14 protein-coding genes and 1 pseudogene are annotated in these 13025 nt (G+C 72.5%); 10 read left to right on the plus strand and 5 right to left on the minus strand.

Translation table 11 applies throughout. The annotated features are described in order from the left end of the window. Nucleotides 1-5: 5 nt before the first annotated feature. Nucleotides 6-629 carry a PH domain-containing protein gene (locus tag ACIF6F_RS15415; protein ID WP_399946407.1) on the minus strand — a complete coding sequence of 208 codons (624 nt, stop codon included), beginning with the start codon at nucleotides 627-629 and terminating at the stop codon, nucleotides 6-8. Between the two features lie 150 nt (nucleotides 630-779). Between ACIF6F_RS15415 and deoC the strand changes: the two genes are divergently transcribed. From deoC to ACIF6F_RS15430, 3 genes are read left to right on the plus strand one after another with little or no spacing between them, the layout of a single operon-like run. After that, a complete protein-coding gene (deoC, locus tag ACIF6F_RS15420) occupies nucleotides 780-1739 on the plus strand; it encodes a deoxyribose-phosphate aldolase (RefSeq protein WP_399946553.1) in 960 nt (319 codons plus the stop codon). Nucleotides 1740-1744: 5 nt separating this feature from the next. Continuing rightward, a complete protein-coding gene (locus tag ACIF6F_RS15425) occupies nucleotides 1745-3181 on the plus strand; it encodes an aldehyde dehydrogenase family protein (RefSeq protein WP_399946409.1) in 1437 nt (478 codons plus the stop codon). Continuing rightward, on the plus strand, nucleotides 3174-4067 hold the full coding sequence (locus tag ACIF6F_RS15430; protein ID WP_399946412.1) for an aldehyde dehydrogenase family protein: 894 nt from the start codon (nucleotides 3174-3176) through the stop codon (nucleotides 4065-4067). The genes ACIF6F_RS15425 and ACIF6F_RS15430 overlap by 8 nt, the downstream gene beginning before the upstream one ends. A 73-nt stretch (nucleotides 4068-4140) precedes the next feature. Here ACIF6F_RS15430 and ACIF6F_RS15435 read toward each other — a convergent pair whose 3' ends face one another. After that, on the minus strand, nucleotides 4141-4482 hold the full coding sequence (locus tag ACIF6F_RS15435) for a hypothetical protein (protein WP_399946415.1): 342 nt from the start codon (nucleotides 4480-4482) through the stop codon (nucleotides 4141-4143). A 53-nt stretch (nucleotides 4483-4535) separates the two neighbouring features. On the opposite strand from ACIF6F_RS15435, the gene ACIF6F_RS15440 reads away from it, so the two are divergent. Next, a complete protein-coding gene (locus ACIF6F_RS15440) occupies nucleotides 4536-5252 on the plus strand; it encodes a uridine kinase (RefSeq protein WP_399946418.1) in 717 nt (238 codons plus the stop codon). 148 nt (nucleotides 5253-5400) lie between these two features. Here ACIF6F_RS15440 and ACIF6F_RS15445 read toward each other — a convergent pair whose 3' ends face one another. After that, nucleotides 5401-6096, minus strand: coding sequence for a SigE family RNA polymerase sigma factor (locus ACIF6F_RS15445; RefSeq protein ID WP_399946420.1), 696 nt, complete (start codon nucleotides 6094-6096; stop codon nucleotides 5401-5403). A gap of 191 nt (nucleotides 6097-6287) precedes the next feature. Between ACIF6F_RS15445 and afsQ1 the strand changes: the two genes are divergently transcribed. The 4 genes from afsQ1 to ACIF6F_RS15465 all read left to right on the plus strand — a co-directional run bounded on the left by afsQ1 (nucleotide 6288) and on the right by ACIF6F_RS15465 (nucleotide 9967). After that, the gene (gene afsQ1 / locus ACIF6F_RS15450; RefSeq protein ID WP_399946423.1) at nucleotides 6288-6965 is read left to right on the plus strand and encodes a two-component system response regulator AfsQ1; all 678 of its coding nucleotides are present in this window, start codon (nucleotides 6288-6290) and stop codon (nucleotides 6963-6965) included. Further along, the gene (locus tag ACIF6F_RS15455) at nucleotides 6962-8452 is read left to right on the plus strand and encodes an ATP-binding protein (protein WP_399946425.1); all 1491 of its coding nucleotides are present in this window, start codon (nucleotides 6962-6964) and stop codon (nucleotides 8450-8452) included. The genes afsQ1 and ACIF6F_RS15455 overlap by 4 nt, the downstream gene beginning before the upstream one ends. Continuing rightward, nucleotides 8449-9054: a hypothetical protein gene (locus ACIF6F_RS15460; protein WP_399946428.1), complete on the plus strand. Its 606-nt coding sequence runs from the start codon at nucleotides 8449-8451 to the stop codon at nucleotides 9052-9054. Before ACIF6F_RS15455 ends, ACIF6F_RS15460 begins: the two co-directional genes overlap by 4 nt. A gap of 121 nt (nucleotides 9055-9175) precedes the next feature. Further along, nucleotides 9176-9967, plus strand: a complete 792-nt coding sequence (locus tag ACIF6F_RS15465; RefSeq protein ID WP_399946431.1) for a VOC family protein — start codon at nucleotides 9176-9178, stop codon at nucleotides 9965-9967. A 128-nt stretch (nucleotides 9968-10095) separates the two neighbouring features. Here the strand turns inward: ACIF6F_RS15465 and ACIF6F_RS15470 are convergent, their stop codons facing one another. Continuing rightward, entirely contained in the window at nucleotides 10096-10533 is a 438-nt protein-coding gene (locus ACIF6F_RS15470) for a CBS domain-containing protein (protein ID WP_399946433.1), read from the minus strand. Nucleotides 10534-10751: 218 nt separating this feature from the next. Here ACIF6F_RS15470 and ACIF6F_RS15475 point away from each other — a divergent pair, with 218 nt between their 5' ends. Both ACIF6F_RS15475 and ACIF6F_RS15480 read left to right on the plus strand, forming a co-directional pair. Next, on the plus strand, nucleotides 10752-10988 hold the full coding sequence (locus tag ACIF6F_RS15475) for a hypothetical protein (RefSeq protein ID WP_399946561.1): 237 nt from the start codon (nucleotides 10752-10754) through the stop codon (nucleotides 10986-10988). Continuing rightward, nucleotides 10973-11302: pseudogene (locus tag ACIF6F_RS15480) on the plus strand (transposase); the annotation flags it as partial. The gene ACIF6F_RS15475 and the pseudogene ACIF6F_RS15480, both read left to right, overlap by 16 nt. 58 nt (nucleotides 11303-11360) lie before the next feature. Here ACIF6F_RS15480 and ACIF6F_RS15485 read toward each other — a convergent pair. Further along, nucleotides 11361-13010 carry a phospho-sugar mutase gene (locus ACIF6F_RS15485; RefSeq protein WP_399946436.1) on the minus strand — a complete coding sequence of 550 codons (1650 nt, stop codon included), beginning with the start codon at nucleotides 13008-13010 and terminating at the stop codon, nucleotides 11361-11363. Between the last annotated feature and the right edge of the window lie 15 nt (nucleotides 13011-13025).

Here is a 13025-nt window from a genome sequence, read left to right on the forward strand (position 1 = left end):
CCGGGTCACCCTGTGGCGAGCAGCACCACGAACATGACCACGCCCGCGGCGAGCGGTACGAGGATCTCGTAAGCCCAGCGGACCGTGATCCCACCCTGCGCGCTCGGCCGCCCGGCGTTCCGCTCGTGGAGCTCGTTCAGCTCCGCGATGGTGCGGTCGGCGGTGGCCCGGCGGTCCTCCCGGGGCGCCGCGGCCGACCCGGCCGAGGTGCCGGTGATCGCGTCGCGGCGGCTGAAGGTGCGGTTGGCGCGCTTCCGCTGGCGCAGGGAGACCGGGACCGACCACAGCTGGTACTTCTTCCCGCCCGCGAGCAGCTCCGCGGAGTACGCGGCGCGCAGCGCGTCGACGGCCCCCCAGGGGGCCACGATCAGCCGGAACGGGTTGCGCACGCGCAGCCGGTCGTCGTTGGCGAAGACCACCGGCCGCAGGGTGAAGGCGACGATCAGCGGCACGCCCAGCAGCAGCGAGGCCCCGGCGAACCAGGGAGCCCGCCCCGTGCCGCGCACGATCGCGTCCCCGCACAGCCAGCCGAGGAGGGCCAGCAGCAGGACGCCGGCCACCAGCGCGGCGGGGGACCGGTAGGTGCGGTCCGCGTAGACGGGCTCGGCCGGGGGCGGGGGAGTGGTCATGTGCGCGATTCTGCCTCACCGCGCCCCGCGGGACGCAGCGGAGCGGCCCCGTCGGCGGCCCCCACCCATCACAGATGTGTCACGTCGGGCTCGGAGGAGCGGTGGGGGGTGACAGGTCGCTACGCGCGTAGATATGCTCATCTGGTGACCATGCCCACCATCACCGCATTCGCTGACGTGACGACGTCCGACAGCGCACTGCGCCGCTTCCTCCACGGGCTGCCCGGCGTGGACGCCGTCGGCCTGGAAGCGCGCGCTGCCGCGCTCGGCACCCGTTCGATCAAGACCACGGCCAAGGCGTACGCCATCGACCTGGCCATTTCGATGATCGACCTGACGACGCTGGAAGGCGCTGACACCCCGGGCAAGGTCCGGGCGCTCGCCGCCAAGGCCGTCAACCCCGACCCGACCGACCGCACCACCCCGATGACCGCCGCCGTCTGTGTCTACCCCGACATGGTGGCCACGGCCAGGGAAGCGCTGAACGGCGCCGACGTGAAGGTGGCCTCCGTGGCCACGGCCTTCCCCGCCGGCCGCGCGGCCCTCCCGGTGAAGCTCGCCGACACCCGCGACGCCGTCGCCGCCGGTGCCGACGAGATCGACATGGTCATCGACCGCGGCGCGTTCCTCGCGGGCCGCTACCTGGAGACCTACGAGCTGATCAAGGCCGTCAGGGAGGCGTGCGTCCGCGAGGACGGCAGCGCCGCCCGGCTGAAGGTCATCTTCGAGACCGGCGAGCTGTCGACGTACGACAACATCCGCCGCGCCTCCTGGATCGGCATGCTCGCGGGCGCCGACTTCATCAAGACCTCGACCGGCAAGGTCGGCGTCAACGCCACCCCCGCGAACACCCTGCTCATGCTCGAAGCCGTTCGGGACTTCAGGGCGCAGACTGGAATCCAGGTGGGCGTGAAGCCCGCCGGAGGCATCCGGACCACCAAGGACGCCATCAAGTTCCTGGTCCTGGTCAACGAGACCGCGGGCGACGACTGGCTGACCAACGAGTGGTTCCGCTTCGGCGCGTCCAGCCTGCTGAACGACCTGCTCATGCAGCGCCAGAAGCTGAGCACCGGCCGTTACTCCGGCCCCGACTACGTGACGGTGGACTGATTCCCATGGCATCCGCATTCGAGTACGCACCGGCGCCGGAATCGCGTTCCGTCGTCGACATCGCACCGTCGTACGGCCTGTTCATCGACGGCGAGTTCACCGAGGCCGCCGACGGCAAGGTCTTCAAGACCGTCTCGCCGTCCTCCGAGGAGGTCCTCGCCGAGGTCGCCCAGGCCGGTGCCGCCGACGTCGACCGCGCCGTGAAGGCCGCCCGCAAGGCCTTCGCGTCCTGGTCCGCGCTGCCCGGCTCCGAGCGCGCCAAGTACCTCTTCCGGATCGCCCGGATCATCCAGGAGCGCAGCCGCGAGCTCGCCGTCCTGGAGACCCTGGACAACGGCAAGCCGATCAAGGAGACCCGCGACGCGGACCTCCCCCTGGTCGCCGCGCACTTCTTCTACTACGCGGGCTGGGCCGACAAGCTCGACCACGCCGGCTACGGCGCGAACCCGCGCCCCCTCGGCGTGGCCGGCCAGGTCATCCCGTGGAACTTCCCGCTGCTCATGCTGGCCTGGAAGATCGCCCCGGCGCTCGCCACCGGCAACACCGTGGTCCTCAAGCCCGCGGAGACGACCCCCCTCTCGGCGCTGTTCTTCGCGGACATCTGCCGCCAGGCCGGCCTGCCCAGGGGCGTCGTCAACATCATCCCCGGCTTCGGCGACACGGGCGCCGCCCTCGTCGAGCACCCGGACGTCAACAAGGTCGCCTTCACCGGCTCGACCGCGGTCGGCAAGGCCATCGCCCGCCAGATCGCCGGCACCGACAAGAAGGTCACCCTGGAGCTGGGTGGCAAGGGCGCCAACATCGTCTTCGACGACGCCCCCATCGACCAAGCCGTCGAGGGCATCGTCAACGGTATCTTCTTCAACCAGGGCCAGGTCTGCTGCGCGGGCTCCCGCCTGCTGGTCCAGGAGTCGATCCACGAGGAGCTGCTGGACTCCCTCAAGCGCCGCCTGTCCACCCTGCGGCTGGGCGACCCGCTGGACAAGAACACCGACATCGGCGCCATCAACTCCGCCGAGCAGCTCGCCCGCATCACCGCCCTCGCCGAGACCGGCGAGGCCGAGGGCGCCGAGCGCTGGTCCCCGGCCTGCGAACTGCCCTCCGCCGGCTACTGGTTCGCCCCGACCCTGTTCACCAAGGTCACCCAGGCCCACACCGTCGCCCGCGACGAGATCTTCGGCCCGGTGCTGTCCGTGCTGACCTTCCGCACGCCGGACGAGGCCGTCGCCAAGGCCAACAACAGCCAGTACGGCCTGTCCGCGGGCATCTGGACGGAGAAGGGCTCCCGCATCCTCGCCGTCGCGAACAAGCTGCGCGCCGGCGTCGTCTGGGCCAACACGTTCAACAAGTTCGACCCGACCTCGCCCTTCGGCGGCTACAAGGAGTCGGGCTTCGGCCGCGAGGGCGGCCGCCACGGCCTGGAGGCTTACCTCGATGTCTGAGTCGACCCGTCTGAACGTCTTCAAGACCTACAAGCTGTACGTCGGGGGCAAGTTCCCCCGCTCCGAGAGCGGCCGGGTGTACGAGGTGACCGACAGCAAGGGCAAGTGGCTGGCCAACGCTCCCCTCTCCTCCCGCAAGGACGCCCGTGACGCCGTCGTCGCGGCCCGCAAGGCCTTCGGCGGCTGGTCCGGCGCGACCGCGTACAACCGCGGCCAGATCCTCTACCGCATCGCCGAGATGCTGGAGGGCCGCCGGGACCAGTTCGTGCGCGAGGTCGGCGAGGCCGAGGGCCTGTCGAAGTCCAAGGCCGGCGCGGTCGTGGACGCGGCGATCGACCGCTGGGTCTGGTACGCGGGCTGGACGGACAAGATCGGCCAGGTCGTGGGCGGCGCCAACCCGGTCGCGGGTCCGTTCTTCAACCTGTCCACCCCGGAGCCGACCGGCGTCGTGACCGTCGTCGCCCCGCAGGACTCGTCCTTCCTGGGCCTGGTCTCGGTGATCGCCCCCGTGATCGCCACCGGCAACACCGCCGTCGTCATCGCCTCGGAGAAGTCCCCGCTCCCCGCCCTCTCCCTGGGCGAGGTGCTGGCCACCTCCGACCTGCCCGGCGGCGTGGTCAACATCCTCTCCGGCAAGGCCGCGGAGATGGGCCCGCACCTGGCCGCGCACCAGGACGTCAACGCGATCGACCTGGCGGGCGCCGACGCGGCCCTCGCCAAGGACCTGGAGGTCGCGGCGGCGGACAACCTGAAGCGCGTCCTCCGTCCACAGCCTGTGGACGACTGGGCGGCCGACCCGGGCACGAAGCGCATGACGGCGTTCCTGGAGACGAAGACCGTCTGGCACCCCACGGGCTCCCTGGGCGCCTCCGGCTCGTCGTACTGACCCGCAGCACTCCGTACGGAGCCCCCGGCCGCGCACACCGCGGCCGGGGGCTCCGCCGTATCCGGTACGGACCTCAGCCCGGCAGCAGCGGCGAGAGCAGCGCGACCCCCGGCAGCTCGCCGATCTTCGCGCCCTTGGTGATCGTGTCCGTCACCGCCGTGGTGCTGACCGGCTTGAACCCGCCCACGGAGGTGCCCACCCCGTTGTCGAGCGGGTCCACCCCGGTATTGGCCAGCGGGTCCACCTGCAACCCCTTCAAGGGGCCCACCGCCCCCGCCAGCGCGTGCGGCACGGAGACCTCGTCCGCGTGCGCCGCCGTGCCCGCGATGCCGAGCGCCGCCCCTGCCATCGAGACCGTCAGTCCCGCGCCGAGCAGCGCGCGCCGGGTGTTTCCTGGGAGTGCGTGACGTGCCATGGGATCCCACCTGATCGGGTAATCGGATGCGCACGCAGCGTAGTTGACATGTGATGCTGAATACCAACCGGGCCTCCGGTGGGTCCCCTACGCGGGGTAATGCCGCACACTGGTGTTCCGTGAGCTGTTCATCTCCCCTTCCCACGCGTGTCGTCCTGCTGACGGGTCCCTCGGGGTCCGGCAAGTCCTCGCTGGCCGCCCGGTCCGGGCTGCCCGTGCTGCGCCTGGACGACTTCTACAAGGAGGGCACCGACCCCTCCCTCCCCCTGGTCGAGGGCAGCTCCGACATCGACTGGGACTCCCCGCTCTCCTGGGACGCCGACACGGCCGTCGCCGCCGTCGCCGCGCTCTGCCGCACCGGGCGCACCGAGGTGCCGGTCTACGACATCTCGACGAGCTCGCGCACCGGCACGGAGACGCTGGACATCTCCCGGACCCCGCTGTTCATCGCCGAGGGCATCTTCGCGGCGGACATCGTCGCCCGGTGCCAGGAGCTCGGGCTGCTGGCCGACGCGATCTGCCTGCGCGGCCGTCCGTCGACGACGTTCCGCCGCCGGCTGCTGCGCGACCTGCGCGAGGGCCGGAAGTCCGTGCCGTTCCTGCTGCGCCGCGGCTGGCGGCTGATGCGGGCCGAGCGCGGGATCGTCGCCCGGCACACCGCCCTGGGGGCCCACGCGTGCGCCCGGGACGAGGCGCTGGGCCGCCTCGCCGCGGCGGCCGCCGGCCGCCACCGCTCCACGGCCGACAGCACCACCACCGCCGCCGCGTAGCCGCGTCCGTACGGAAACGCGAAGGAGCGGGACCTTCAGCCGACCCCCGACGGCTTCCGGTCCCGCTCCCTCATCCCCCATGGCCCCCGTCCCACCCCCGTAGGACGGTCCCCCGTGGCCCGTGGTACCCAGCTGGTGGCGTGTGCGACTACGCCACCAGCTCGCCGAAGGACTCCGCCTCGGACTGGCCGAAGCTCAGAGTCTCGTCGTCGCGCAGCCGGCGCAGGGAGCGCCAGATGCTCGACTTCACGGTGCCGACGCTGATGTCCAGGATCTCCGCGATCTCCGGGTCGGTGCGGCCCTCGTAGTAGCGCAGCACCAGCATCGTGCGCTGCGGCTCGGGCAGCTTCGCCAGCGCCTGCCAGAGCACCGCGCGCAGCTCGGTGCCGCGCATCGCGTCCGTCTCGCCGACCGTCTCGGGCAGCTCCTCGGTCGGGTACTCGTTGAGCTTGCGCCGGCGCCAGGCGCTGATGTGCAGGTTGGTCATCGTGCGGCGCAGGTAGCCGCCGACGGCCGCCTTGTCGCTGATCCGGTCCCAGGCGCGGTACGTGGAGAACAGGGCGCTCTGGAGCAGGTCCTCGGCCTCGTGGCGGTCGCCCGTCAGGTGGTACGCGGTCGCGTAGAGCGAGGCGCGGCGCTCCTGGACGTAGGCGGTGAACTCGGCCTCGGCCGTCGAGGAGAGCTGCTCCTCGACCGGGACCTGGTACGTGTTCGCGTCGATGGCCACCACGTGTGCGGCCCGCTGGCGGATCCCGGTACGGACACCCGCACCCCCCGCTCGACGGGTCGCATCGTGCAGCCGCGTGACAACCGCGCTGGTGGTGGTGCTGTGCAGCGTGTTCATCTCGCGCCCCCCGTCTTGGAGTCTGTTCGTTCCGTTGACCAGAAGCCTGCCCGCCCGACTTAACCGGGGTGTCCGTCGACTGTCACAGGCCTGTCACAGCGGCCGGCGCGTCCCCGCGCGGCGCGGCGCGGCGGCGGGAAGGGGCGTCCTGACGGTCGAAAGGGGAACGGCCCATGGGACAGAATGAGCGCGTGCCTTTCCTGTTGCTGATCGAGGACGACGACGCCATCCGCACGGCCCTCGAACTCTCCCTGTCACGCCAGGGCCACCGTGTGGCCACCGCGGCGACGGGCGAGGACGGCCTGAAGCTGCTGCGCGAGCAGCGGCCGGACCTGATCGTGCTGGACGTGATGCTGCCCGGGATCGACGGCTTCGAGGTGTGCCGCCGGATCCGCCGCACCGACCAGCTGCCGATCATCCTGCTCACCGCGCGCAGCGATGACATCGACGTGGTGGTCGGGCTGGAGTCCGGGGCGGACGACTACGTCGTCAAGCCCGTCCAGGGCCGGGTGCTGGACGCCCGTATCCGTGCCGTGCTGCGCCGCGGCGAGCGCGAGGCCAGTGATTCCGCGGTCTTCGGGTCGCTGGTGATCGACCGGGCCGCCATGACCGTGACCAAGAACGGCGAGGACCTGCAGCTCACGCCGACGGAGCTGCGGCTGCTGCTGGAGCTGAGCCGCAGGCCGGGACAGGCGCTGTCGCGCCAGCAGCTGCTGCGGCTGGTCTGGGAACACGACTACCTGGGTGACTCGCGCCTGGTGGACGCGTGCGTGCAGCGGCTGCGCGCCAAGGTCGAGGACGTGCCGTCCTCGCCCACGCTGATCCGGACCGTGCGCGGCGTCGGCTACCGCCTGGACTCCCCGCAGTGATCCGCCCGCTGCTCGCGGGCAGGCGCTGGACCAGCCTGCGACTGCGGCTCATCATCGTGTTCGCGCTGGTCGCGCTGACCGCCGCCGTGTCCGCCTCCGGGATCGCGTACTGGCTCAACCGCGAGGCCGTGCTGACCCGTACCCAGGACGCCGCCCTGGGGGACTTCCGGCAGGAGATGCAGAACCGTGCCGCCGCGCTGCCCGGCGACCCGACGCCGGAGGAACTCCAGCGCACCGCGGAGCTGATGGCGGGCAGCAGCCCGGGCTACAGCGTGCTGCTGGTCGACGAGAAGAAGGACGGCCGGAAGGTCTTCGGCTCGGCGGGTCCCGATGCGTTCTCGCTGGCCGAGGTGCCCAAGTCGCTCCAGCACGCGGTGAACGACCGCCAGAAGGTCACCGCGGGCAACGACTCCGAGTACCACGTGTACTGGCAGCGTACGAAGCCCCGGGGCAACCCGTACCTGGTCGGCGGCACCCGGATCGTCGGCGGCGGGCCGACCGGCTACATGTACAAGTCGCTGGCGCAGGAGCGGGCGGACCTGAACTCCCTGGCCTGGTCGCTCGGCATCGCGACGGCGCTCGCGCTGCTGGGTTCCGCGCTGCTCGCGCAGGCGGCGGCCACCACCGTGCTCAAGCCCGTGCAGCGGCTGGGCGACGCGGCCAGGCGGCTGGGCGAGGGCGAGCTCGACACGCGGCTCGACGTGTCCGGCACCGACGAACTCGCCGACCTCTCGCACACGTTCAACAAGACGGCGGAGGCGCTGGAGAAGAAGGTCGCGGACATGAGCGCCCGCGAGGAGTCCAGCCGCCGGTTCGTGGCCGACATGTCGCACGAGCTGCGCACGCCCCTGACGGCCCTGACCGCGGTCACAGAGGTGCTGGAGGAGGAGGTCGACGGCCTCGACCCGATGATCGCACCCGCGGTGACGCTCGTGGTGAGCGAGACGAGGCGGCTCAACGACCTGGTCGAGAACCTCATGGAGGTCACCCGCTTCGACGCGGGCACGGCCCGCCTGGTGGTCGACGACGTGGACGTCGCGGACCAGGTGACGGCCTGCATCGACGCCCGGGCCTGGCTGGACGCGGTCGAACTCGACGCGGAGCGCGGGATCGTGGTGCGCCTGGACCCGCGCCGCCTCGACGTGATCCTGGCCAACCTGATCGGCAACGCCCTCAAGCACGGCGGGTCCCCGGTGCGGGTGTCCGTGCGCACCGAGGCGGCCCGGGACGGCGACACGCTGGTCATCGCCGTGAAGGACAACGGCCCCGGCATCCCGGAGGACGTGCTGCCGCACGTCTTCGACCGGTTCTACAAGGCCAGTGCCTCCCGGCCGCGTTCGGACGGCAGCGGTCTCGGGCTCTCCATCGCGATGGAGAACGCCCACATCCACGGCGGTGACATCACCGCCGAGAACGCGCCGGAGGGCGGCGCGCTGTTCACACTGCGGCTGCCGGTGCCGCCGCTCGGAGAGGCCGGTGCACGATGAGGGCCCGCTGGGTGTGGGGCGTGGTCGCCTCGGTGGTGGGCGTGGGCCTGCTCGGTTCCGGGTGCGGGATCCGGGCCACCACCGTGCCCGTCGACGTGGGCGCGGCCCCCTCGCGGGTCTCGTGCGACACGCCGGCGGACCACGTGCGCCCGGTCGGCGACGAGGTGACGGCCGACGTCGAACTGGTCTGCGGCTCCCAGCTGGTGGGCGTGAAGCGGGTGCTGCCGGGCGTCGAGAAGAAGCCGGTGCGCGAGGCGCAGGCGCTGCTGGCCGAGCTGCAGAAGGACCCGACCGCGGAGGAGCGGGACGCCGGGTTCTCGACCGGGGTGCCGGACGGGCTGGGCGTGGCGCCCGCGCGGGCCGGTGACCCCAAGGGGACGCTGCGGCTGAGCCGCAAGCCCGAGGACCTGCCGCCGCTGGCGCTGGCGCAGATCGTGTGCACCTTCGCCGACACCGCCGCGCGGCCCGGGGGCCCGGTGGTGCTGGGCGGCCCCGACGCCGACCCGCCGCGCGCGTGGGAGTGCACGGAGGCGGTGCGGGCCCGGCCCGAGGCCGTGCCGACGCTCGGCGAGATCGTACGGGCGACCCCCTCGCCTACGTAGGACGCCGTGGCCGGAGGTCCTCCGAGGGGATGACCCCGCGGGGAGTCGGGGGCGCGGGGAGTGCCGTTTCCGCCAGGGTGGCCGGGGACATCCGCACCCGGAACCCCTGGAGGGATCCCGCATGCTCGGTACCGCATTCGTGCACGGCTCGCCCAGCTGGCTCGACCTCGGTTCGCCCGACACCGACGCGACCGCCGCGTTCTACGGCGCCGTCTTCGGCTGGCACTTCGTCTCCGCGGGCCCCGAGGCCGGGGGTTACGGCTTCTTCGAGCTGGGCGGCAAGACGGTCGCCGCCGTGGGCCCGCTCACGGAGGAGGGCGCCCGGCCGGCCTGGATGGTGTACTTCGGCACCGACGACGCCCAGGCGACGGCGGAGGCCGTGACCAAGGGCGGCGGCACGGTCCGCGCCGAGCCGATGGACGTCATGGGGGAGGGCTGGATGGGCCAGTTCACCGACCCCCGCGGTGCCCAGTTCGCCGTCTGGCAGCCGGGCAGGACCAGGGGTCTCGGCAAGACCTCGGAGGACGACACGCTGGTGTGGGTCGAGCTGTTGTCCGACGACCCGGTCGCCTCGATCGAGTTCTACGGCTCCCTGTTCGGCTGGCGGTCCCAGGACATGCCCGCGCCCGGGATGACGTACCGCGTGCTGTCGACGGCCGACGGCGACATCCAGGACGCCTCCTTCGGCGGGGTCGCGCCCTCCGAGGCGGTGCCGCACGCCGAGGAGGTGCCGGCGCGCTGGATCCCGTACTTCGCGGTGGCGGACGCGGCCGCGACGGCCGCGAAGGCCGAGGCGGCGGGCGGCTCGGTGCTGATGCCGCCGACGGACCTGCCGGACGTCGGCACGATCGCCTGGCTCGCGGACCCGCACGGGGCGCCCTTCGCGGTGCTCAAGCCCGCCCCGATGCCGTAGGGCACGCGGGGCCGGCGTGGGGCACGCGCGGCCGGCCGCGCGGCGGTGCGGCCGCCGGCCGGGGCGCGTGTGCGGGACGTCCCGGCCGGCGTGGGGGTGTGGTTCCGGTGTGGCGGCGCGGCGTGCCGTCAGTGGGCCACGTACACGCGGCTCACGAAGGCGGCGATCTCCGCGTCCGACAGGTTCTTCGCCACGTTGGCCTCGGTGATCATGCCGATCAGACGGTGGCCGTTCGACACGTCGATCACCGGCAGGCGCTTGATCTGGTGGACCTCCATCGTGTCCACCGCCTCCTGGGCGCCGGCCTCGGCGGACACCCAGTGGAGGGTGCCGGCCAGCTCTCCGCACTTCATCGTGGCCGGGTCCAGGCCCTCGGCACAGCACTTCATCACGATGTCCCGGTCGGTGATCAGGCCCTGGAGGCGCTGGTCGTCGCCGCATATGGGCAGACAGCCGACGTCGAGGTCCCGCATCATGCGCGCGGCGTCGAGCAGCGTCTGGTGCTCGCCGCAGCACTGCACACCCGCGGTCATGATGTCGCGGGCCCGCAGGTTCTTGGTCGCCATGGTTCCTCCCGTGCTCGCGGGGCTTTCCCACTTACGAGCACAGCACGGTCCGGCACGGCACGCGCGCCGGGACGCGGAAGGGCCCCGGACCGGCAGGATGCCGTTGGTCAATTCGGGGGTTCGCGTGACGTCGGTCTTCAAGAGCCGGTTGGGTCCTTGAAGACCGACGTTGTCGTTTGGGGCGGGTGCAGGTGTCGATGCAGCCGAAGGAACCGGTGGTGGTTCCCGCGGAGACAGTGCGGGTGGCGCGGGCCGCGTTCCCGAAGGGGAGTCTGGCGATCCGGGTCCGGGACGAGCTGGGGCCGCTGTTCCGCGACGAGGAGTTCGCGGATCTGTTCCCGTCGCGGGGGAAGCCTGCCTGGTCACCAGGCCGCCTGGCGCTCGTGCTGGTGCTGCAGTTCGTGGAGGGACTCACCGCGAGCAGTGCACCACCTCCAGCGTCGGCCGGCGCCTGACCCTGCGACCCCGCGAGGAACACGAGGCCCTCCGCCAGTCCCGCGCCGACCAGGACACCGACACCTGGAAGGAGCGATACAAGACCCGCGCCGGCATCGAGGGCACCATCGCCCAGGCCGTCGGACGCTGCGGCCTGCGCCGATCCCGCTACCGCGGCCTGGCGAAGACCAGCCTCCAGCACCAGCTCACCGGCGCCGCCATCAACCTCGCCCGCATCGACGCCCACCTCACCGGCACACCCCGGGCCCGCACCCGCACCAGCCACTTCGCAGCACTTCGCCCCGCCGACCAAACGATCGACGGGGCGAAGTAGAAGGACCCGAATAAACCAACGGCATCCGGCAGGTCCGGGGCCCTTCCGCAGGCCGGGGTCAGATGCCCGCGGCGGCCGCGAGGTCCTTCTTGATGCCCGCCAGCACCTCGGCGCCGCGCACGCGGGCCGGGGCCAGGTCGGCGGCGTCGGCCACCGGCACGACGACCTCCAGGTAGCACTTGAGCTTGGGCTCCGTGCCGGACGGGCGGACGATCACCCGCGCCTTGTAGGTGCCGTCGAGGTGGTAGCGCAGCCCGTCCGTGGGCGGCAGCTTGCCGGCGCCCTCCGACAGGTCCTCGGCCGAGACCACCCGCAGGCCGGCCAGGGAGACCGGCGGCCGCTCGCGCAGGGCGCGCATCGCGTCCGCGATCACCGACAGGTCCTGGACCCGCACCGACAGCTGGTCGGTGGCGTGCAGGCCGTGCTCCATGGCCAGGTCGTCCAGCAGGTCGGTGAGCGTGCGGCCCTGCTCCTTGAGCACCGAGGCCAGCTCGGCGACCAGCAGGGCGGCCGTGACGCCGTCCTTGTCGCGGACGCCCTCGGGGTCCACGCAGTAGCCGAGCGCCTCCTCGTACCCGTAGCGCAGGCCCTCGACGCGGCTGATCCACTTGAAGCCGGTCAGCGTCTCCTCGTACGGCAGGCCCGCGGCGTCCGCGATCCGGCCCAGCAGCGAGGAGGACACGATCGACTCGGCGAACGTGCCCTGCGCGCCCTTGTGCACCAGGTGGGCCGCCAGCAGCGCGCCGACCTCGTCGCCCCGCAGCATCCGCCAGCCGCCCTCGGCCGCGTCGTCCGGGACCGCGACCGCGCAGCGGTCCGCGTCCGGGTCGTTCGCGATCACGATGTCCGGGTTCACGCGGGCGGCCGTGGCGAACGCCAGGTCCATGGCGCCCGGCTCCTCCGGGTTGGGGAAGGCCACCGTGGGGAAGGCCGGGTCGGGCTCGGCCTGCTCCTCGACCAGCACGGGCGCGGGGAACCCGGCCCGGTCGAAGGCGGCCAGCACCACGTCCTTGCCGACGCCGTGCATGGCCGTGTAGACGGTCCGCACGCCCCGGGGGGACCCGGGGGTCAGGACGGCGTCCGTACGCGCCAGGTAGGCCTCCAGGACCTCGTCGCCGAGCTGCTGCCAGCCGTTGTCCGGCCGGGGTACGGAGGCCAGCGCGCCGACCGCCGCGATCTGCTCGGCGATCTCCGCGTCCGCGGGGGACACGATCTGCGAGCCGTCGCCCAGGTAGACCTTGTAGCCGTTGTCCCGGGGCGGGTTGTGGCTCGCGGTCACCTCGACGCCGGCGACGGCGCCCAGGTGCCTTATGGCGTACGCGAGGACGGGCGTGGGCAGCGGGCGCGGCAGCACGGCCGCCCGCAGCCCGGCGCCGGTCATCACGGCGGCGGTGTCGCGCGCGAAGTCGGCGGACTTGTACCGCGCGTCGTAGCCGACGACGACGAGGCCGCCGTCGTGGCCCTGGGCCTTGAGGTACGCGGCGAGACCGGCCGCGGCGCGGATCACCACGGCGCGGTTCATCCGCATCGGGCCGGCGCCGAGCTCGCCGCGCAGTCCCGCGGTGCCGAACTGGAGGGTGCCGGAGAACCGGTCGGCCAGCTCCGCGGTGTCACCGGCGTCGACGAGCGCGGCCAGCTCCGCCGCGGTCTCCGGGTCCGGGTCCTCGGCCAGCCAGGCCCGGGCCCGGGTGATCAGGTCGTCCTGCACTACATCCGCCTCTTC

Source organism: Streptomyces sp. NPDC086023 (assembly GCF_044540325.1).
Lineage (GTDB): Bacteria > Actinomycetota > Actinomycetes > Streptomycetales > Streptomycetaceae > Streptomyces.